This window comes from Micromonospora yongxingensis (genome assembly GCF_052601155.1).
On sequence record NZ_JBQXEO010000007.1, the window covers coordinates 200,540 to 220,089 of the forward strand.

The following is a 19,550-nucleotide window of genomic DNA, read 5'->3' on the forward strand; positions in this document are numbered from 1 at the left end:
CACTCTCGGTTTCGGTCAGCTGCCATGCGTGTGTGTGTGGCCCTGGAACCGGTGGATGGCCTCTTCGGCGCCCGGCGGCATGCTGCCGTCGGCGTTGCGCACCAGGAAGATTCCGGCCATGCCGCCATCGGAGTGCGACTGCACGTGGCAGTGGTACATCCACGCGCCGGGCCCGACGCCCTCTCCGGCGAGCACCTGGAAGCCGAACGAGCTGCCCGGATTGAGGTCCTTGTTGTCAATCACGAGGCTCGGGTCGGCCGTGCTCTCGAGCATCCCCGTGCGGTTGTCCGCCCAGCGGTGCGCGTGCAGGTGGAAGGTGTGGAAGGTGCCGCCGTGCCCGATGGCGATCCACTCCACCCGCTGGCCCAGGTTCGCCTCGAACATCGGGGTGTTCGGGGCCATCCGGTTGTTGATCATCATGTCGTTGAACACGACGGTGAACTGCTTCTCCGGCAGGATGTCGCCGCGGCGCCGGACGATCAGCGCCCCGTACAGTCCCTTCGCGACACCGCCGGTGCCGTGGTCGGTGCCCATCGCGTGGTCGTGGTAGTGCCAGTAGCCGGCACTGCCCGGCATGAACCGCCGGCCGGACGCGAGGAACATCTCCCGCGAGCGCCACACGTAGGTGCGGGTCTCACCGGGATTGTTGAACGACGCGTTGAGCGGGCTGCCGTCCGAGTCGGTGCTGTAGTCCACCCCGTGCGGATGGATGGACAGCCGCTGGTCGGTGGTGTTGACCAGGGTGATCTCGAGGGTGTCCCCCTCGTACATCTCCAGCAACGGCCCCGGCACCGTGGCCTGGCCGGGTGCCAGACCGTACCCGAACAGCCCGCCGGGCAACTGCTCGGCGTAGATGGTGACCTTCTTCGTGACGCCGGCGGCCGCGCGTGCCGGGCTGCCTCCGAACGCGGCGCCGATCGCGGGGGCGGACGCCCCCAGGGCTCCGGCGGCGAGGGCTCCGGTGGCGATCAGCGATCTGCGGGACAGGGGACGGTGGGAGCCGACGGGTTGGTCGTCCATGGGACTCCGTTCACCGGGCGAAGCCGTGACGCGGGCACGGTACAGCGACCGCCGAGCATGAGGGGCGGCAGCACGACCGTGTGGACCTTGTCGCGGACTTTGCTCGGAAGACTCAGAACTTTCGATGGATAACAGCAACTTATGTAATCCATCGACGAAAGTACAGTCCTGATTGCAAGAAGTTTACCGGGACATCACGACGGCTCTCGATCGATCATGAGCCTGCCACACATCGATGCCCAGGTCAGCCCGGCCGACCTGCCACCTCCGGCCCAGTGATGCCGGAGCCCGTTCAGGGTGAGGTTTGCATATCGACGGTTGCGCCCGCTGACGACCGCGGACCTCGTCAGGGGCGCGCGGGGTTGGCCCGCCGGGGCACCCGGCGGACAGACGTACGTCGGCTGTCAGAGGTTGTGGCGCTCGTCGGTCGGTAGGCGCGGCGACTCCGGAGGCTCCGGAGACTGGTCGGGCAGACCGAGCTGCGCGACGTGGGTCGGGTCGAGCACCCGGGACAGGAACGAACGGGTCCGTTCGTGCCGCGGCGCCCCCAGCACCTCCTGCGGTGGCCCCTGCTCGACGACCACGCCGCCGTCCATGAACACCACCCGGTCGGCGACGTCGCGGGCGAACGCCATCTCGTGGGTGACCACCATCATCGTCATGCCGTCCTCGGCCAGCTTGCGCATGACGGTGAGCACGTCGCCGACCAGTTCCGGGTCGAGCGCCGAGGTCGGCTCGTCGAAGAGCATCAGCTTGGGCTCCATCGACAGCGAGCGGGCGATCGCCGCCCGCTGCTGCTGACCCCCGGAGAGCTGCGCCGGGAACGCGTCGGCCTTGTCGGTCAGGCCCACGCGCTCCAGGTTGGCCCGCGCGATCCGCTCGGCCTCGGCACGGCCCCGCCGCAACACGCGACGCTGGGCGATGGTGAGGTTGTTCAGGACGGTCAGATGCGGGAACAGGTTGAACGACTGGAAGACCATGCCGATGCCGCGGCGCACCGCGTCGATCTCGACATCCGGGTCGGTCATCTCGACGCCGTTCACCCAGATCCTGCCGGCCGTCGGCTCCTCCAGCAGGTCGACGCACCGCAGCAGCGTCGACTTGCCCGACCCGGACGGCCCGATGACGCACACCACCTCGCCCTGGGCGACCTCGAAGTCGATGCCCTTGAGCACCTCGAGCGGCCCGAAGGACTTGTGCAGGTCGCGGATCTCGACGGCGGGGCGGGACGGAGTCGTCGTCATGCGGGTCACCGAGCCTTGGCGTATCGGAGTTCGAGGCGTCGTACCACCTGGGACAGGGGCAGGGTGATGATCAGGTACGCGAGGCCGGCCACCAGCAGCGGGGTGGCGTTCACCCGGTCGTTGAGCATGTCCCGACCGAACTTGGTGACCTCGATGGTCTGCGCCGTCACGCCCAGCACGTACGCCAGCGACGAATCCTTGGTGAGCAGGATGAGTTCGTTCGTCAGCGGCGGGATCACGATCCGGAACGCCTGCGGGATGACGATCGTGCGCATGGCCGTGAAGTGCGACATGCCGAGGGTGCGCGCCGCCTCCATCTGCCCCTTCGGCACGGCCTGGATGCCGGCCCGGATGGTCTCGGCCATGTACGCGGCGGCGGTCAACCCGAGACCGATCGCGATCGAACCGAAGACGCCGCCCGGGATCTCCCGCTCGGGGAAGGCGATGGGAATGCCGTACCCGACAAGGAAGAGCACCAGCAGCGCCGGCAGACCCCGGAACAGCTCGATGTAGGCCGTGGCCACCCAGCGGTACGGAGCCACCCGGGACAGCCGCATCAGCGCGAGGATGGTGCCGAACACGAGGCCGAAGGCGAACGCGCCCAGCGTGTAGAGCACCGTGTTGCGCAGCGCGACGGTGATGATCGTCGGGAACATCGACTCGATGATGTCGACGCGGAAGAAGGCGTCCTTCAACCTGCCCCAGTCCGCGGCGAGGAGCACCACGGCGATGATGGCGATGAAGGCCAGGTACTGGAGCCAGAGGGACAGCCGCTCTCGCTGGCGGCGCCGCAGCTTCACTGTCGTCGCTCCTTGCCTTCCCGGGAGTTACCTACGAGGAGGGCGCGCGAGCCGCGCGCCCTCCTGCCATGAGCTTCGATCACGCGCTGGGCCGCTTGCCGATCCACTTCTCGTAGATCGCGTCGTACGAGCCATCCTGCTTGGCCTTGGCCAGCACCTCGTTGATCTTCTTGAGCAGCTCCGGGTTGCCGTCCTTCTTCACCGAGAACCCGTACTGCTCGCCGGTGTCGAACTCGGCAGCCACCTCGAACCCGCCCGGGTTCTTCTTGAGGTACTCGGTCCAGACCGGCAGGTCGTTGATGCCCGCCTCGACCTGGCCGTTGGAGACGGCCTGCTGCAGGGCGGCGAGATCCTCGAACTCGACGAGCTGCAGGCCCTTCTCCTTCTCGAACTTCCGGGCGTAGTCACGCCCGGTCGTGGCCGCCTGGACACCGAGCTTCTTGCCCCGGAGGTCGTCGAGGGCCTTGTACGGCTTGCCGGTCTTGACCAACATCGCCTGGGTCGCGTCGAAGTACGGGTCGGAGAAGTTCATCACCTTCTGCCGTTCCTCGGTGATCGTCATGCCGGCAGCGGCCGCGTCGCACTTGCCGGTGTTCAGATCCTGACCCGACTTGATGCCCTCGAACGGGGTGTCGACGATCGTCTGCTCGACGCCCAGCTCCTTGGCGACCAGGTCCATCAGCTCGACGTCGAACCCGGTGACCTTGCCGCTGGCGTCCTTGGACTGGAACGGCGGGTAGGGCAGGTGGGTGCAGACGGTCAGCTTGCCCGCCTGGACCAGCTTGACCCCGCTCGCCTGGACCTCGCTGTCATCCTTCTTGGCACATCCCGCACTCGCCGCCAGGGCGGCGATCGCCACGACGAGGCCGGCCTTGCGGACTGCGCTACGGAACCTCACGGCTGTGTCCCTCCGGTTCGGCTCCCCCTGCGACGGGCAGCCAGGTTGGTGCGAAGACGGTGTGACAGGCGACGGTACCTGAATCCACCGGCCGCACCCAGATCACGTCGCCTCATCTGGCCCGAGCGCCACGATCACGGCCAGCAAACCCGACATCCGGCCAGCAACCAGACAGCCAGCGGCGGCGACGGGACCACCCCTGTCCGGCCAGGCGGTTGAGTAACCGACGGGTCTCGAACGAGTAGGGATCCTCGCCGGCCAACCGAGCGCGACGCCGAAAGCTGGGAGACGATCACGTCGGCACCACCTCCACGCCGTCGGAACATCGGGATGGGTGATCAGATCTGACCATCGAGCGCCGCAGGCCGAGGCACCACCAGACCGAGGGAAGACACGTCTGAGGATGGACACCAGTCCCCCAACGCCCCAGCAGGCTTTCGCGCAGTTCGTCCGCCAGGCGGTCACCGACGCCCGCAAGGAGCGCGGTTGGAGCGTCGGCGACATCGCGCGACACACCGGCGTCAGCCGCTCGACGCTGTTCCGCTGGCTCGCCGGCGACTGGCAGCACTACCCCGAGCTGGCCAAGGTACGCAGCCTGTGCACCACCCTGGGGCTCCCCATCGCAGCCGCGATCCGCCCGCTGGCGATGCCGAACGCCACCGCCGTACCGCCCGCCCCCCGGGCACTGACGGAGGTCGACGCCGACCTGGGCGCCATCCGCCAACGGTTGCTCGACGACACGGTCTCGCCGGCGGACAAGCACCACATCCGAGGTCTCCTGCGCCACCTCGCCCGACGGGACGTCCCGGTCGGGTCGACCGTGTCGTCGACGCCGCCGGGCACCGCCAGCGCCGGTGACGCCCCTCCTTCCGTTCCACGGGCGAGAGGATCGCGTCGGTAACCCGCGAGCGTTGCCACCGTGCGGTCCTGCCGCCTTCCGCTCGGCGGAACGGACCGGCTGGGACCCCGGCCCGGAGCGCCTGCCGCCGCCGAGCACGATCGTGTCAATCCGGCCGATTGCTCCCTCGCCACCGCTCCGGTTCCAGACGATAAAGACCACGAGTGACCACGAGAACGAGGAGGCGATCGGCATGAGGCGTCGGCCGAACAGGAGACGGCAGATGTGGCAGGCGGCGGCGTTGGTGGTGACCGCGGCGGCGTTCGCGGGGGCGGTCATCAGGGCCAAGCGGCGTACGGCCGGCGACCACGCTGACAGCGGAAGCCTCGGCTTGCAGGAAGGCGCCTTCGGTGCGGGGACCACGTTCGCGTCGCCCGCGGGCGAGGGTGCCGGGGCCAACCGGTCGGTGACAGCCGCCCGCTGAGGCCGTCGACACCCGCAGCCGGTCAGTGACAGCGGTGGGCACCGCCGACACGACGGCCGTGGTCACTTCGGCAACAGGGGCTTTGCCGACCCGGCGACGGCGGTGGCCATTCGGCGTACCGCCTCGGTGATCAACTCCGGTGCGGTGGCCAGGTTCAGCCGGACGTGGCCGTCGCCGCCGGCGCCGAAGGCCGAGCCGGAGTTGAGCGCCACCCGACCGCGGTCGAGGAACACGGTGGCGGGGTCGTCGCCGAGGTCCAGGGCGCGGCAGTCGAGCCAGGCGAGATACGTGGCCTGACCGGGACGGTAACGGACGGCTGGCAGGTGCTCGGCGAGCAGCGCGGCGAGGAGCCGACGGTTGTCGTCCAGGCCGGTCAACACGGCGTCGAGCCACTCGCCGCCGTCCCGGAAGGCGGCGGTGTGGGCGATCACGCCGAGGTGGCTGGTGCTGACGCTGGCCTCGAACGGAACGCGGGCGAGGTCCCCGGCCGCGGCCGGGCCGGCGATGAGGAGCGCACCGCGCAGGCCGGCCAGGTTCCACCCCTTCGAGGCGGACATCAGCGACAGGCCGTTCTCCGCGCCGGGCACCGAGAGGTACGGCACGAACCGCGCTCCGCCGGCCACCACCGGAGCGTGGATCTCGTCGGCGACCACACGGACCCCGTGCCGCTCGGCCAGGCTGGCGACGGCGGCCAATTCGTCGGCGGTGTGTATGACGCCGGTCGGGTTGTGCGGGCTGCACAGCAGGTACGCCGCCGGCCGCCCACCGGCCCGAGCCCGCCGGAACGCGTCCTCCAGTGTGCCGAGGTCGATCCGCAGGTCCTCGCCGAGTGGCGCCTCCAGGATCCGGCGGCCGGCGTGCGCCACGAACCCGTAGAACGGCGGGTAGACCGGGCAGCTGACGACCACCGCGTCCCCCGGCTCGGTGACCAGCCGCAGCGCCTCGACGACGCCGTGCATCACATCCGGCACCAACGCGGTGCGCTCCACGGCCAGCCCGTCCCAACCCCACCGCCGCCGGGCGAACTCCGCCAGCGCCTGCGGATACGCCGTACCGGCGGTGTAGCCGGTGTCGCCGCGCGCGACGGCGTCGGTGATCGCCCGCGCGACCGGCTCGGCCAACGGCACGTCCATCTCCGCCACCCAGAGCGGCAGTACGTCCTCGGGGTACTCCCGCCACTTGAGGCTCGTCCGTTGGCGAAGCTGGTCGATCGTGAGCTGGCGAAGGGGATTCACCGTGTTTCGGGCACCACTGAGCACACCACTCATGGTTGAAGCCTATTCCGGCCGAGGGCGGGAGACCGCTGCCGCCTTCTGGCGATGCGCTCTGGCACGACGCCCGCACCATGCCGTGCGCTGATCCCCCCACACATCCGCGGAGCGGCACTACCATCCACTCGCCTCGATCGCCGGAACGTCAGGCGCTCACGCCCCGGACCGCCTCGATGATCGTCTCAGCGACCTCGCTCGGCCGGAACACCGCCATCGCGTGCGAGCCGCCAGCGACCTCGCGCTGGCCCCGCGGGTCGGCCCGCTCGGCCATGAACCGGTGCGCGGCGACCGGGATGTTGTTGTCGGCGTCCCCGAACACGAACCAGCTGGGCAGCAATCGCCAGGCGGGGTCGCCGGAGAGTCCGTCATTCAGGGCTTGTTCGGTGATCGGACGCTGGGTCCGGGCCATGAGCGCGGCCAGGTCGGCCTGCACGTCCGCGGCGAACTGCGCGTGGTAGGCGTCCTGGCCGATCGCCACCTCGTTGCCACCGGTCGACACCGGGTACTGCACCAGTGTGTCGGCGAGCGTACTGCCGGGGAACTTCGCCGACAGCGACAGCGCCGACTCACCGGTGTCCGGGCAGAGGGCGTTGACGTACACGAGGGCCTGCACCAACGATTCGTCAGCCGCGGCCTGCGTGATCACCATGCCGCCGTACGAGTGACCGACGAGGATGACCGGGCCGCCGATGCCGCGCATCACGTCCCGCACGTAGGCGGCGTCGCCTGCGACGCTCCGCAGCGGGTTGGCGGCGGCCACCACGTCGTACGCGGCGCCCAGCCGCTCGATCACACCGTTCCAGCTCGCCGACTCGGCGAACGCGCCGTGCACGAGGACGATGGTGGGCTGCGAATCGGACATGACACGCACTCCCTTGCTCCGTGACACTGTTCAGGCGCCGGCCGCGCCGGCACGCGTGAATACCCGTTACCCGAGGGTGAAACGTCCGATCCACTGGCCGCCGGGGCGACGGTGGCCCCAGTGGCGTGACCGGGGACGGGCGGACCTCGGGAACTTCTATCTGCGCTCGTCCGGAGGCTGCTCTTTCGTCAGGTGGAGCAGCCACCCCTCGCCGGTGCGGATGAGCGCGTACCGCCGGCGGCCGGTGCGGCCGTGCAACGTGAACAGCATCCGGCGGTCGGTGCGGTCGTGCTCCTCCCACGTGCCGATGTCGGCGATCGACTTGTCGGCGTCCTCGTAGGTGAGGTGATCGAGGTGATGGTCGGGCACGGCGATCGCGAGCCGGTTGTCGCTGGGACTGTCCGGCAGGCCGCGAGGCACCGCCCACGAGCGCAGCACACCGTCCTCCTCGAGCCGCAGGTCAAAATGCGGACGTGGTTTGCGGTGGTGGTGCAGGACGAAGGCGGGCGGCACTCTTACCATTGTCGACGCCACAGACGGCGACGGGGCAAGGAGTAGCACGGTGAGCTTCCACATGCACCTGCGGGCCACCGCCACCAACCAGGTCCCAGAGGATTTCCCGTCGCTGCTTGCCTTCATGTCTGCCGCCTGGAGTGCGCACCAGGAGGAGTACGCGGCTGGCATCGCCGATTCCATTGACAAGGACTTCGGCCACGTCCACGAGCTCTACACCATGGCCGTGGACGACGGCGACGGCACGAACGCAGCCAACAACCTGCCGATCTTCGGCGGGCGTCACCTACACAGCCCGGCTGAAGACGAACCACCGATCGTCATCCTCGAACCGGCTGACGTTCGGAGGACCGCCGACTTCCTCCGGACCCTTTCCTTCGACGACCGCTGGCGCATCGCAGAAAGGAGCCTCTCCGCGCCGTACACCGGATGGGAGGACGAGAACGCGGCCAGCAACATCTACCTCGGTCATCACAACGCCCTGCGTGCCTTCTACCAGCGGGCGGCGCGAGCGGGAGACGCCGTGGTCAAAGCCTTCTGGTACTAGATCAGCGGTGGGTCAGAAAACGGCGGGCCGTCTCACGCAGCCGGCCGTGCACCCCGTCGTACCCGCCGACGCCGCCCAGATAGCGCTTGTCCACCTTCGCCACCATCGTGTAGTTCGGGTCGCACACGTTGCCGACCGGAGCCTCACCGGCCTGGCTGACCAGCTGGTACGCGTCGAGCTGGTCCAGCCCCACCAGCTCGGCGGTCCAGGTGACCAGGTCGTGCTGGCTGATCCGGTAGGCGTCCTCCAGCGGACGGGCCGAGCCGGTGGACATCAGTGCGTCGTCCGACTCCAGCCGCGGCCACGGTGTGCCGACCCCCTTGACGACGTCCACCACGACCGTGGTGTTCATGGCCGCCTCGATGCCGGTGCCGCACACCTCGCCATGGCCCTGCCGGCAGTGCCCGTCACCGAGTGCGAAGAGCGCTCCCGACACGTTCACGCCGAAGTACGCGGTGACTCCGGCCCGCAGCTCCGGGGTGTCCATGTTGCCGCCGTGCGCGTCCGGGGTGATCGTCATCCGCGCCTCGAAAGCACCGGGTGCGACCCCCGCGGTGCCGTGCATCGGATCCAGGGGCAGCGCCACGGTGTAGTCGCCCCGGCGTGCCCGGTACGTCGCCGTGCCCGCGGCGACGTCGACGTCGTACCGCCAGACCACCTCGTCGAGTGGGGGTTGCAGGGTCGCCGTGGTGTGGGTGCCGGTGAGCGCGCCGAAGTGCGGGAAGGTGGTGGACACGGCCCAGTCCCGGGCCGGCTCGATGGAGATGAAGTGCACGGCGAGGGTGTCCCCGGGCTCGGCTCCCTCGACGTGGATCGGCCCGGTCACCGGGTTGAGGTACGGGAACTGGCAGACCTGCGACGGCAGGTCGTCGGTGCTCCGGACGCGGCCGCCGAAGCAGTCCTCGGTGTACAGCTCGAGGATCGTGCCCGGTCGCACCCGCAGCACCGCCTCGCGCCCGCCGAAGGTGTAGGAGAGTTCGTCCGGCTCCGGCCGGTACTTCACCACGTCCGTGTTCACTGCGGCTCCTTCACTGGCTGGTCGGTGCTGTCGTGGGCGACGTCGACGAGCGCGGGCAGTTCGGGACGCCGGCCCGTCAGGTAGAAGGCCAGCAGGACCAGCAGCCCGACGCCCAGCCAGACGAAGCCGAGCACCTGGGCGGCGACCTTGGCGTTGATCACGACGTAGAGCAGGATCAGGAACCCGATCACCGGCACCACCAGGTGTCGCAACCAGTCCCGGCTGCCGTTGCGCACGACGTAGTGGGTCACGACGGAGACGTGCAGCGCGAGGAACGCCGTCATGGCACCGAAGTTGACCAGTGTGGACAGCAGCGAGATGCCGTCGTCCCGGCTGGCCATGTAGAGGCCGAGCGCCAGGGAGATCGCGGCGACCAGCAGGGTGGCGTGGGCCGGCACCTTGTGTTTCGGGTTGATCCGGGCGAGGAAGCGCGGCATCTGCCGGTCGCGGGCCATCGCGTACAGCAGTCGGGAGGTCGCGGCCTGCGCGACCAGGGAGTTGGCGAAGCCCCAGGCGATCGCGGTGGCCAGGGCGGTCAGCCCGGCCAGCCAGCCCCCGCCGGCCGCCCGGGCCGCGTCGTAGAACGCGGTTCCCTCGGGGTCGCCGTTGTCGAGCAGGCCGGGCGCGTCCGGCACCAGCAGGGCCGCGACCCACGTCTGCACGACGAACAGGGCACCGGCCAGCAGCAGCGCCGCGACCATCGCCCGGCCGATCTGCCGGGCCTCCTCGCGGCTCTCCTCGGCCAGCATGGAGATCCCGTCGAAGCCGAGGAAGGAGAGCACCGCGATCGACACCGCGCCGAAGACCAGCGGCCAGGAGAAGGTGTCCGCGTCGAACAGTGGCCGGAGCGAGAAGCCCGCACCCTTGCCCTGCGCCAGCGCGACCACGCCGACGACCAGGAAGATCACGAGGATGACCAGCTCGGCGGCGAGCATCACCCGGTTGACCCGGGCGGTCATCCGGATGCCGAAGTAGTTGACGACGGTGTTGAGCACGACGAAGGCCGCCAGCCACGCCCACACCGGCACGCCGGGCACGAGGGAGTGCATGGCCACGCTGGCCACCAGGTAGAGCAGACCGGGCACGAGGACGTAGTCGAGCAGGATCACCCAGCCGGCGAGGAAGCCGACGGGCGGTGCGATGCCCCGACCGGCGTAGCTGTAGACGGAGCCGGCCATGGGGAACGCGCGGACCATCTGCGCGTACGACAGGGCGGTGAACATCATCGCCACCATGCCGATGATGTAGGCCAGCGCGACCATGCCGCCGGAGCCGGCGTACACGCTGCCGAAGATGCCGAAGGGGGCGATCGGCACCATGAAGATCAGTCCGTAGATGAGCAGATCGGTGAAGCTGAGGGTCCGGGTCAGTTCCTGCCGGTAGCCGAACCGTTCGACCTGGGCGACTGTCTCGGATGGGTCGGGAGGTTGAGTCACGGCACGCCTCCTTGATCTGGTGAGGCCGCACGTTAGTCCAGACATCGACGATCAGCTAGGTCTGCGTGCCTGGATTGAGAACATCGCGAATTCGCGACCCAGGAAAAGTCGAGGTCCGGGTACAGGCGGCGCCGTCCTTCGATGCTCGCCGGGCGCCGTGCGTGCTCAGGACGAGCGGAGCTGCTCGCGAAGCCAGGCCCGGTCGGGGTTCACGACAGCCTGACCGCCGAGCACGACGGTGGGCACGGTCTCGTTGCCACCGGCCACCGCCCGGACGGCGGCAGCACCCGCCGGGTCGTGCCAGATGTCCACCCAGTGCGCCCGCCGGGCGAGCCGGCCAAGGGAGAACCGGAGCTGGAGGCAGTAACGACAGCCGGGGCGCCAGTACACGATCGGCCGGCCGTCGGCCGCGCTGGCCCGCTGCGCCTCGGCGGCGTCCACCGAGCGGGGGAAGGCCCACGGCGACAGCAGCAGTGCCAGCGCCAAGAAGATCAGCAACTCGACGCTGCCGACGACGGGCAGACCGGCGGCCAGTTGCGCCACGAAGACCAGCACGCCGCACGCCGCCATCAGGATCGTCAGGGTCCACCGCCGCAGCACGCGGGGACCTTACCGGGCGCGGGCGGTCTCCCGCATCATCGGCCCGCACCCTCCGGGCTGGCCGGGCGCGCCAGGGCGCGCGAGTGGGTGGCGCACCACGAATCGACCAAAACTTGACAATTCCTCCCTTAGGTTACTGCGCAGGAGGCTGTCGAGACCGGGAGGCGACGTGGAGAGCTATCCGGCGATCGAGGATCACGGGCTCATCGGTGACCTGCAGACCGCCGCGCTGGTGACGTGCGACGGAACGATCGACTGGTTCTGCGCGCCGCGCTTCGACTCGCCGAGCATCTTCGCCGCCCTGCTGGACCGCGAGCGGGGTGGCTACTTCCGCATCGCCCCGCACGACGTCCGGTACGTCACCAAGCAGCTCTACCTGCCTGGCACCCCGATCCTGATCACCCGGTTCATCAGCGCGGACGGCGTCGCCGAGGTGATGGACTTCATGCCGGTCACCGGCGAACGGGCCACTGACTCGCACCGCCTGGTCCGCATGGTCAACATGGTCCGGGGCAGCATGCGGTTCCGGGTCGAGTGCCGGCCCCGGTTCAACTACGCGCGGGATGAGCACCAGCTGGAGCGCCACCGCAACGGGTACGTCTTCCGCAGCCGGTCAGCGGCGCTGACCTTCAACCCGGTCGACCCGGTGCGGCAGCTCATGTCGCAGGGAGGCGACGTCCGCCTGGAGGACGGCGACCTGGTCGCGTACGGCACCCTGAACGAGGGCGACACCGGCGGTGTGGTCCTGGAGACGGTTGGCACGGAGCCACGGGTCATCCCGCCGGGAGAGGTCCAGGGGATGTTCGAGTGGACCCGGGACTACTGGCGACGCTGGGTCGAGCGTTCCCGATACACCGGGCGGTGGCGGGAGATGGTCGAGCGCTCGGCCATCACGCTGAAGCTCATGACGTACGCGCCGACCGGCGCGATGATCGCCGCGCCCACCGCCGCGCTGCCCGAGCTGGTCGGCGGCACCCGCAACTGGGACTACCGCTACACCTGGGTACGCGACACGTCGTTCTCGGTGCACGCGCTGCTCGGCCTCGGCTTCACCGAGGAGGTCAGCCGATACATGGACTGGCTGGACGAGCGGATCCGCGAGGCCGGTGACCACCAGGACCCGCTGAAGATCATGTATCGGGTGGACGGCTCCTCCGACCTGCACGAGGAGATTCTCGACCACCTGGAGGGCTACCGGGGCTCCCGACCGGTGCGGATCGGCAACGGCGCCGCCGACCAGCTCCAACTCGACATCCACGGCGAGGCCCTGTACGCCATGCACCTCGCCGACGAACAGGGCATCCGCGTCTCGCACCAGGTGTGGAAGAGCACGGTCCGACTCGTGGACTGGCTCTGCCACCACTGGGACCAGCCCGACGCCGGCATCTGGGAGAGCCGCCACCACCCCCGCAACTACACCTTCGGCCGGGTGATGTCCTGGGTCGCGCTGGACCGGGCCATCCGCCTCGCCACCCGCACGGGCCGCCCAGGCGACCTCACCTGCTGGTCGGAGCAGCGCAACAGGATCTACAACCAGGTCATGGCCCGCGGATACCACCACGCACGCGGCAGCTTCGTGCAGGCGTACGACGAGAACGTGCTGGACGCGGCCCTGCTCGCCATGCCGGCGGTCGGCTTCGTGACGCCGAGCGACCCCCTCTGGCAGTCGACCCTGAAGGCGATCGAGCGCGAACTGGTCTCCGACAGCCTGGTCCACCGGTACGACCCGGTCCACTCCCCCGACGGCCTTCCCGGGCACGAGGGCACCTTCAACATGTGCACGTTCTGGTACGTCGAGGCGCTGGCCCGCTCCGGTCGGTTGGACGACGCCCGGCTCACCTTCGAGAAGATGTTCACCTTCAGCAACCACCTCGGCCTGTACGCCGAGGAGATCGCCTCGACCGGGGAGCAGATCGGCAACTACCCGCAGGCGTTCAGTCACCTCTCCCTGATCAACTCGGCACTGGCACTGAACGACCTGCTCGACGCCGAGGCCGACGCCCGGCGCCGCCGGTAGAGCGGCCTCAGTCCCGAGACGGTTGCGACCTGGATCGGACCGGGTCGCGAGCAGGCAGCTCATTTGCCACACATCGGGGCGCATCCCATGGAAGTGAGGCGCGGGAAGCGACGCGGCAGGTAGCCATTACATCGATGAGCTTGCATGTAATGAGCGGTCTCCGGTATGAAGGCTGAAGCACGTCTCGGTGCTGGTTCCTGGGGAGGAGCGACAGATGAAACATGCCCTGCGCCGCCTACGAACGGGGGCGGTCGCGCTCGCTGCCTGCACACTCGGGCTGAGCCTGCTGTCGGTACCCGCCGCCGAGGCGTACTCGGCTCGGCCTCTCGCCCCGCAATCCGAGCGGGCACCGGAATCGAACCAATTCTCGGCCGAGGGTGTGACCACGGTCGGTGAACTCCGCACCGTCGACAGCTCGCTGTCCTACGCCAGTGACGGCAGGACTCAGATCATTCAGCACCCCGGCGCCACCTACGTCAAGGTCCACTTCAGCTCGCTGCGTCTGGGCCAGGGCGACTACGTCACGGTGTCGAGCCGCGACGGCAAGGAGAGCTACCGGTACGACCGCCACCTGAACCGGGCGACCGGTTCGGACTACACCACCGACGGACAGCCGGGCTTCTGGGCCATGTCGGTGGAGGGTGACACCGCCGTGGTGACGCTGCACAGCAGCCGCCCCTCACGTGGCAGCGCGGCCACCATCGACCGGTTCTGGCGCGGATACGACCGCACGGAGGTCACCCAGCACAACTTCTCCATCCAGTCCGTGTGCAGCACCGACGCCAGACGGGACGTGGTCTGCTACCAGAACAGCCACCCCACCGAGTACGCCCGCGGCAGGGCGGTGGCGCGCCTGCTGATCAGCGGCGGTGGACTGTGCACCACCTGGCGGGTCGGCGACACCAACCGGATGCTGACGAACAAGCACTGCTTCTCCACGCAGTCCGCCGTCAGCGGCAGCGAGATGCAGTTCAACTACCAGTGCGCCACCTGCGGCGGCGGGAACCCCGGCGCCGGCACCAAGGTCAGCGGCGCGACCCTCTACAAGGTGAGCAGCGGCGGCTCCGGCGAGCTGGACTACGCCCTGTTCTCGGTCAACAACTTCGCCTCCATCCAGGGATTCGGCACGCTGTACCTGGCGACCACCGCCACCAGCAACGGCACCCGGATGTACGTGCCCGGGCACGGCGACGGCAGCCCGAAGCGCCTGTCGATCTACGAGGACACCCAGAACGGCGCGACCTGCACCGTCCGGAACGCCAACTACAACACCTGGAACATCAGCTACAGCTGTGACACGTCCGGCGGCAACTCGGGTTCGCCGGTGCTGAACGCCAGCCACCGTGTGATCGCCCTGCACCACCTGGGCGGCTGCCCGTCCAACCAGGGCGCGAAGGCGCACCTGATCTACAACGAGATCGCCAGCCTGATCGACAACGGCTGAGGCGACAACCGAACCGATGGGCCGCCGAGGCGCGATGTGCGCCTCGGCGGCCGATCGGCGTCCTCGCCGCTCGGCCTCGACAACCTCGGCCATCGAGACGGACGCCGGTCAGCGTCCACTCTCGGTGTCGGGCGTGGCGCCCGGGCCCGCAGCCGTCACTCTGGTCGCCTTCACCGCAGGGCACGCCTGCGATGGTCAAGGCCGACGGCCATCAACAGCGGGCCCCAGGCCAGCAGTGGAACGTAGTACCGCAAGGTGTCCCAGCCCGGCCGCTCGTGCACGACCGCGTCCTGCATCGCGGCCGGGCTCCAACCCCGATCGACGAAGTGGAACGCCTGGTTCAGGAGGAAGTAGGCGCAGATGGCCACGAGCAGTAGGCCGCCACTGATCGCCAGCCGTGTCACGGCGCGAGGCGGAATTGGTCTGCCGCCGAGCCAGCGGGGAAGACGCTGGCCCCACTGGTGAACGAGCCCGAGTGTCAGGATGGCGAGGGCCATGGACAGGACGGACAGGGTGGTCAGATACCAGCCGACAGTGCTGCCCGTAGCTCCGGTCAAACGCCAGATGGCTGACGGTAGAACACAGAGCGGCACGGCGTAGGCAGCGGCAACCGCCCAGCGGGACGGGCGGGCATGGGTGAGGCTCATGGCTCCCTCCCTCCATTCGTCGAATGCCCATCACCTTTCCCGGAGCGCCCGCGACCGACCTCCCCCGGGAGAGCCACCTGATTCCCTCGCTCAGGGGGACCGTGGGGGCCGACTCACCGCGGTCAAGCCGGCCAGTCCGCCGCCTCAAGAGCGGGGGTGGCTCTTGATACCTCGACCAGGAGCTTGGACCCGCTGACCGTGGTGCTCGAGCAGGCCGAGGACCGCCAAGGACGGCCAATCCCCCGGCAGAGGCAGCGCACTCCCCTGCGGCGGGGAGGAGAGACCATCCATCGCCAGCGATCATCGGTCCATGGTGGTCTTCGTGGTTGACGGGTTCCGGCGTCGATGGGTCTGGGAGGGTGGGGACCAGCGGCCGCCGCGGTGTGGGTCGCCACGTACGCGGTTGTCCATGGCTGGTGGGCCGTCCGGGGCGCTCCACGGATCGCCGCAACGGCGGGCAGGTGACGCCTGCCAGAGCTGCGGTCGCGTTCAGGGCCGTTCGGCCGAGCGGCGAGACGATCCCTCGCCGTCCTGGGCGTACGTCGCCGGGTACCTGGCGGTCGTCGCATGCGTGGCACGTTTCATCGCCGAGATCGTGCACGGTTTCGTGTCGAGCAAGGCACCGGAGATTCGTGGGTGCCGGCCTCACCACGTACTTCGGCGTCGGCGGCATGACCGCCTGGGCCACCGGCAACAACGTGAGCGGGGCGACGTGGTTCCTGGCCGTCGTGCTGCCGGCCTACACCCTGTGGGGCCTGGGCCTGTTGGTCGCCGCCACCTCGTACCTCAGCCTGACCCGACCCGAGCGCGCGCGAGCTTCGGCACCGCCGCCCACACACTGACGCTGACTGGCCGCACACGTGGACGTTCACCCGCTGCAAGGAGCTCCCGCCTCCAGCACCCGGCGAGTCCCAAGAGGAGAGACAACCATGGGCAGCACGTTGGCCGACATCCTGGACGCGGCAGCACACGGGCGCTTCCCGCCGCCGGACGGCGGGACCACCGTCGTACCGCAGCCAAGCCACCGCGATGCCGGAGTGATCGCATTCACCGCGCACTCGGTGGTGTTCACCGACGAAGACCCCCAGTGGGTACGTCGCACCCTGGCCGCTCTCGACTGCGACGGCCTGGCCGCCGCGATGAATCCACGCTTCTTGGCTGCGCTGCTCGACCGCACGCGGCGGTCCACGGACACCATCGACCTCCTGACAGTCGCGAGCCCTCTTCCGGGTGCACCCCCTCTGAAGCTGAACGAGGTTGTGAACGCCGGTCATCCCCGCGAAGCCAGGGCACGTAAGCGCCGTGATGACGTCCGCGTCTGGGCGGCCGACGGCGGAGTGGTCGTTCTCGGCCGAGGCGTAGCAGGTCGCTGGGAGACGGCGATCGAGGTCGACGAGGGATGTCGCCGCCGGGGCCTGGGGCGGGCACTGGCGACAGCAGTCCGGCATCTCGTCCCCGCCGGACAGCCGGTCTGGGCACAACAGGCCGCCGGCAACGCGCGCAGTGTGCGCGCCTTCCAGGCGGCCGGGTTTCGACCGGTGGGAGCCGAAGCCCTGCTCCTCGATACGTAGGCATTTCATTGGCAGCCTGACGGAGCCCCGTGTGCGGGAGCACCGTCAGCTGAGAGTCTGGCCGAAACGGCTCAACGTGACGGGGAGGGTCGATGACGAGACGTGCTGTCCGGGCGGCGCGGATGTTCGACGGCGAGCGGCTGGTGGGCGGCGGGGTGCTGCTCCTGCTGGACGACGGGCGCATCGTCGAGGTGCGCCGGGGTCGGGCCGAGGTGCCGGAGGGCTGGCCGGTGCGCGAGGACCCGGACGGCACCGTGCTGCCCGGCTTGATCGATGCGCACGTGCACCTGTGTGCCGACGCTGGGCCCGACGCTCTCGGCCGACTCGCCGAGCGTCCCGAGCCGGATCTCGACGCGGTCATCGAGGCGTCACTGCGCTCGCACCTGGCGGCCGGCGTCACGGCGGTTCGCGATCTGGGCGACCGGCGCGGCGCCGTGCTCCGGTGGCGGGACCGGGAGGTGGGCGACGATCTGCCAACGGTGGTGGCGTCGGGCGCGCCGGTCACCAGCGTCGGCGGGCACTGCTGGTCGATGGGGGGTGAGGCGAGCGGCGTCGACGGGATCCGCGAGGCCGTGCGGCTGCGGGCGGAGGCCGGCGCTGACCTGGTGAAGGTCATGGCCAGCGGTGGGGTGTTCACCCCCGGCACCGACACCACCCGGCCTCAGTTCACCGACCAAGAGCTGACCGCCGCGCTGACCCGGGCGCACGACCTGGGCCTGCCGGTGACCGCGCACGCGCACGCGCTCAGCGCGGTGGAGCAGGCGCTGCGCGTCGGTGTCGACGGCATCGAACACTGCACGTGCGTGAGCGCGATGGGCGCCCGCGTCCCCGACGAGCTCGCGGACCGCCTGGCCACGTCCGGCGTGGCGGTCTGTGCGACGCTCGGCACCGACCCTGCCGTGGTCACGCCACCGGAGGTGGTGGCGATGGCGGCGCGGCTGGGGCTCAGCGAGGCGACGCTGCGCGACGGCGTCACCACCCTGCACCGGGCCGGGGTCCGCCTGGTGGCCGGCTCGGACGCGGGCCTCGGCCCGGCGAAGCCGCACGGGATCCTGCCAGAGACGCTCATCGAGTACGTCGCGTGCGGCGTCCCCGCCACCGCGGCCCTCGCCGCCGCCACCTCGGTCGGCGCCGAGGTGTGTGGCCTCGCGCGGAGCAAGGGGCGGGTCCGCTCCGGATTCGACGCCGACCTGCTGGTCGTGAACGGCGACCCGACGAGCGACATCACCGTACTGCGCCGCCCGCTCGCCGTGTACCGCGCCGGCGACCCGGTGACCAGATGATTGATTCCGAGGATCTGTCAGAAGCAGCTGACAGACACAGACCGAGGTCGGAGACAGGCACGGGACAGCCATGGTGGTGCGCCTGATGCCGCCTACGGCTACCGCCCACCCTGGGCTTTCCCGCGCAGGTAGGTCTCGGCCAACTGGCGAAGGCGTGTCCTGTCGAAGCTGTGCCCATGGCCGGGATGGACGACGGACACGTCGAGGTCGGCGAGGAACTCCAGGCTTCGCCGATAGGCGGCCACGTCGGAGTTCGGCAGGTTGTCGATCAAGGCACCGTCGTAGATGACATCGCCGGAATACAAGGTCCCGGTGCGCTCCTCCAGCACGGCGACGCTTCCCGGTGTGTGGCCGGGAAGGTGCAGCACAGTCAGCACTCGCCCACCCAGGTCGATTCGGTCGCCGTCGTCGAGCAGGCGGTTCAGGGTCATCGGTTCGACCCGGTAGGTACCCGGGTCATAGCCGGGAGCGGGCAAGGCGCCGATCATGAGCTCCGGGACTGGTTCTCCCGCCGCGTCGATCCCGAGTTTGTCGTAGAGCTCCGCGCCGTACAGGCTCGCCGGTATCCCCGCTGCCAGGAGCTCCGCCTCGGCGGGATGGGCTGCCCGGTCACCGAACTCGGGCGCCCCACCGACATGATCCAGGTGCGCGTGGGTGAGCAGGACCATCGGATCCCGCTCGAACAGGACCGGAATCGCCTCCCGCAACGCGACGACACCGAGCCCGGCATCGACCACGACGCCACGATCGTTGCCGCGCAACCACCAGAAGTTCGCCGACACCAGCTCGTTGACGTGCGGTTCCGAGATCCGGATGACGCCACCACCCATGTCGGCCCGCGCATACCAGTCGACCATGTCCACACCCACCCACTCGACAATGTCCTCGCGCACACCGGACCGCCCCTCCAACCCCATACAACTGGGCCGTTCCAGGTCTGCACTCCCCCGGTGGAGGGAGCGCGTCCCCCCTCTACCGGGAGGACAGCCCCGACCGTCGCCACAGAGCATTAGATGGTCAAGCGATGACGGCGAGGCGACGGCCAGGGCGCATGCAG

At 69.5% G+C, this 19,550-nt stretch carries 19 protein-coding genes and 1 pseudogene; 8 read left to right on the plus strand and 12 right to left on the minus strand.

Annotated elements, in window-relative coordinates; genetic code table 11:
* Positions 1 to 15 precede the first annotated feature (15 nt).
* From ACTWLT_RS11875 to ACTWLT_RS11890, 4 genes are all read right to left on the minus strand, one after another.
* Positions 16 to 1,020 carry a multicopper oxidase domain-containing protein gene (locus ACTWLT_RS11875; protein ID WP_252417643.1) on the minus strand — a complete coding sequence of 335 codons (1,005 nt, stop codon included), beginning with the start codon at positions 1,018 to 1,020 and terminating at the stop codon, positions 16 to 18.
* 404 nt (positions 1,021 to 1,424) lie between these two features.
* Positions 1,425 to 2,264 (minus strand): amino acid ABC transporter ATP-binding protein, encoded by an 840-nt coding sequence (locus ACTWLT_RS11880; protein ID WP_445318403.1) that lies wholly within the window; start codon positions 2,262 to 2,264, stop codon positions 1,425 to 1,427.
* Positions 2,265 to 2,269: 5 nt separating this feature from the next.
* Positions 2,270 to 3,064 (minus strand): amino acid ABC transporter permease, encoded by a 795-nt coding sequence (locus tag ACTWLT_RS11885; protein ID WP_445318404.1) that lies wholly within the window; start codon positions 3,062 to 3,064, stop codon positions 2,270 to 2,272.
* Between the two features lie 79 nt (positions 3,065 to 3,143).
* Positions 3,144 to 3,962, minus strand: coding sequence for a basic amino acid ABC transporter substrate-binding protein (locus ACTWLT_RS11890; protein ID WP_445318405.1), 819 nt, complete (start codon positions 3,960 to 3,962; stop codon positions 3,144 to 3,146).
* A 403-nt stretch (positions 3,963 to 4,365) separates the two neighbouring features.
* Here ACTWLT_RS11890 and ACTWLT_RS11895 point away from each other — a divergent pair.
* Positions 4,366 to 4,767 (plus strand): annotated as a pseudogene (locus ACTWLT_RS11895) (helix-turn-helix domain-containing protein); the annotation flags it as partial.
* A 316-nt stretch (positions 4,768 to 5,083) separates the two neighbouring features.
* A complete protein-coding gene (locus ACTWLT_RS11900; protein WP_445318406.1) occupies positions 5,084 to 5,284 on the plus strand; it encodes a hypothetical protein in 201 nt (66 codons plus the stop codon).
* A gap of 62 nt (positions 5,285 to 5,346) precedes the next feature.
* On the opposite strand, the gene ACTWLT_RS11905 is transcribed toward ACTWLT_RS11900, so the two are convergent.
* The 3 genes from ACTWLT_RS11905 to ACTWLT_RS11915 form a co-directional block, all read right to left on the minus strand.
* A complete protein-coding gene (locus tag ACTWLT_RS11905) occupies positions 5,347 to 6,552 on the minus strand; it encodes a MalY/PatB family protein (RefSeq protein WP_445318407.1) in 1,206 nt (401 codons plus the stop codon).
* Between the two features lie 148 nt (positions 6,553 to 6,700).
* Entirely contained in the window at positions 6,701 to 7,417 is a 717-nt protein-coding gene (locus ACTWLT_RS11910; protein ID WP_445318408.1) for an alpha/beta fold hydrolase, read from the minus strand.
* A gap of 156 nt (positions 7,418 to 7,573) precedes the next feature.
* Entirely contained in the window at positions 7,574 to 7,993 is a 420-nt protein-coding gene (locus tag ACTWLT_RS11915) for a DNA polymerase ligase N-terminal domain-containing protein (RefSeq protein ID WP_445318409.1), read from the minus strand.
* Between ACTWLT_RS11915 and ACTWLT_RS11920 the strand changes: the two genes are divergently transcribed.
* Positions 7,980 to 8,477: a DUF1877 family protein gene (locus ACTWLT_RS11920; protein ID WP_445318410.1), complete on the plus strand. Its 498-nt coding sequence runs from the start codon at positions 7,980 to 7,982 to the stop codon at positions 8,475 to 8,477. The genes ACTWLT_RS11915 and ACTWLT_RS11920 overlap by 14 nt on opposite strands.
* Position 8,478: 1 nt before the next feature.
* Here the strand turns inward: ACTWLT_RS11920 and ACTWLT_RS11925 are convergent, their stop codons facing one another.
* The 3 genes from ACTWLT_RS11925 to ACTWLT_RS11935 form a co-directional block, all read right to left on the minus strand.
* Positions 8,479 to 9,495, minus strand: a complete 1,017-nt coding sequence (locus ACTWLT_RS11925) for an acetamidase/formamidase family protein (protein ID WP_445318411.1) — start codon at positions 9,493 to 9,495, stop codon at positions 8,479 to 8,481.
* A complete protein-coding gene (locus ACTWLT_RS11930) occupies positions 9,492 to 10,931 on the minus strand; it encodes an APC family permease (RefSeq protein WP_445318412.1) in 1,440 nt (479 codons plus the stop codon). Before ACTWLT_RS11930 ends, ACTWLT_RS11925 begins: the two co-directional genes overlap by 4 nt.
* Before the next feature lie 165 nt (positions 10,932 to 11,096).
* Positions 11,097 to 11,531, minus strand: a complete 435-nt coding sequence (locus ACTWLT_RS11935) for a glutaredoxin domain-containing protein (RefSeq protein ID WP_252417655.1) — start codon at positions 11,529 to 11,531, stop codon at positions 11,097 to 11,099.
* Between the two features lie 169 nt (positions 11,532 to 11,700).
* Here ACTWLT_RS11935 and ACTWLT_RS11940 point away from each other — a divergent pair, with 169 nt between their 5' ends.
* A complete protein-coding gene (locus ACTWLT_RS11940) occupies positions 11,701 to 13,548 on the plus strand; it encodes a glycoside hydrolase family 15 protein (protein WP_445318413.1) in 1,848 nt (615 codons plus the stop codon).
* Between the two features lie 214 nt (positions 13,549 to 13,762).
* The gene (locus ACTWLT_RS11945; RefSeq protein ID WP_445318414.1) at positions 13,763 to 14,992 is read left to right on the plus strand and encodes a trypsin-like serine peptidase; all 1,230 of its coding nucleotides are present in this window, start codon (positions 13,763 to 13,765) and stop codon (positions 14,990 to 14,992) included.
* Positions 14,993 to 15,162: 170 nt separating this feature from the next.
* On the opposite strand, the gene ACTWLT_RS11950 is transcribed toward ACTWLT_RS11945, so the two are convergent.
* Positions 15,163 to 15,639 (minus strand): hypothetical protein, encoded by a 477-nt coding sequence (locus ACTWLT_RS11950; RefSeq protein ID WP_445318415.1) that lies wholly within the window; start codon positions 15,637 to 15,639, stop codon positions 15,163 to 15,165.
* A 632-nt stretch (positions 15,640 to 16,271) separates the two neighbouring features.
* Here ACTWLT_RS11950 and ACTWLT_RS11955 point away from each other — a divergent pair.
* The 3 genes from ACTWLT_RS11955 to ACTWLT_RS11965 all read left to right on the plus strand — a co-directional run bounded on the left by ACTWLT_RS11955 (position 16,272) and on the right by ACTWLT_RS11965 (position 18,493).
* Complete coding sequence (locus ACTWLT_RS11955; protein WP_445318416.1) at positions 16,272 to 16,481, plus strand: hypothetical protein; 210 nt, start codon at positions 16,272 to 16,274, stop codon at positions 16,479 to 16,481.
* 87 nt (positions 16,482 to 16,568) lie between these two features.
* Positions 16,569 to 17,210 (plus strand): GNAT family N-acetyltransferase, encoded by a 642-nt coding sequence (locus ACTWLT_RS11960; RefSeq protein ID WP_445318417.1) that lies wholly within the window; start codon positions 16,569 to 16,571, stop codon positions 17,208 to 17,210.
* Between the two features lie 92 nt (positions 17,211 to 17,302).
* On the plus strand, positions 17,303 to 18,493 hold the full coding sequence (locus ACTWLT_RS11965) for an amidohydrolase family protein (RefSeq protein WP_445318418.1): 1,191 nt from the start codon (positions 17,303 to 17,305) through the stop codon (positions 18,491 to 18,493).
* Positions 18,494 to 18,591: 98 nt separating this feature from the next.
* On the opposite strand, the gene ACTWLT_RS11970 is transcribed toward ACTWLT_RS11965, so the two are convergent.
* Positions 18,592 to 19,386, minus strand: a complete 795-nt coding sequence (locus tag ACTWLT_RS11970) for an MBL fold metallo-hydrolase (protein ID WP_445318419.1) — start codon at positions 19,384 to 19,386, stop codon at positions 18,592 to 18,594.
* Positions 19,387 to 19,550: the final 164 nt, after the last annotated feature.

Excerpts from the sequence above, each read along its gene's own strand:
- ACTWLT_RS11875 (WP_252417643.1), bottom strand. The coding sequence starts at position 1,020 with ATGGACGACCAACCCGTCGGCTCCCACCGTCCCCTGTCCCGCAGATCG.
- ACTWLT_RS11880 (WP_445318403.1), bottom strand. The coding sequence starts at position 2,264 with ATGACGACGACTCCGTCCCGCCCCGCCGTCGAGATCCGCGACCTGCAC.
- ACTWLT_RS11900 (WP_445318406.1), top strand. The coding sequence starts at position 5,084 with ATGTGGCAGGCGGCGGCGTTGGTGGTGACCGCGGCGGCGTTCGCGGGG.
- ACTWLT_RS11905 (WP_445318407.1), bottom strand. The coding sequence starts at position 6,552 with ATGAGTGGTGTGCTCAGTGGTGCCCGAAACACGGTGAATCCCCTTCGC.
- ACTWLT_RS11910 (WP_445318408.1), bottom strand. The coding sequence starts at position 7,417 with ATGTCCGATTCGCAGCCCACCATCGTCCTCGTGCACGGCGCGTTCGCC.
- ACTWLT_RS11915 (WP_445318409.1), bottom strand. The coding sequence starts at position 7,993 with ATGTGGAAGCTCACCGTGCTACTCCTTGCCCCGTCGCCGTCTGTGGCG.
- ACTWLT_RS11945 (WP_445318414.1), top strand. The coding sequence starts at position 13,763 with ATGAAACATGCCCTGCGCCGCCTACGAACGGGGGCGGTCGCGCTCGCT.
- ACTWLT_RS11950 (WP_445318415.1), bottom strand. The coding sequence starts at position 15,639 with ATGAGCCTCACCCATGCCCGCCCGTCCCGCTGGGCGGTTGCCGCTGCC.
- ACTWLT_RS11960 (WP_445318417.1), top strand. The coding sequence starts at position 16,569 with ATGGGCAGCACGTTGGCCGACATCCTGGACGCGGCAGCACACGGGCGC.
- ACTWLT_RS11965 (WP_445318418.1), top strand. The coding sequence starts at position 17,303 with ATGACGAGACGTGCTGTCCGGGCGGCGCGGATGTTCGACGGCGAGCGG.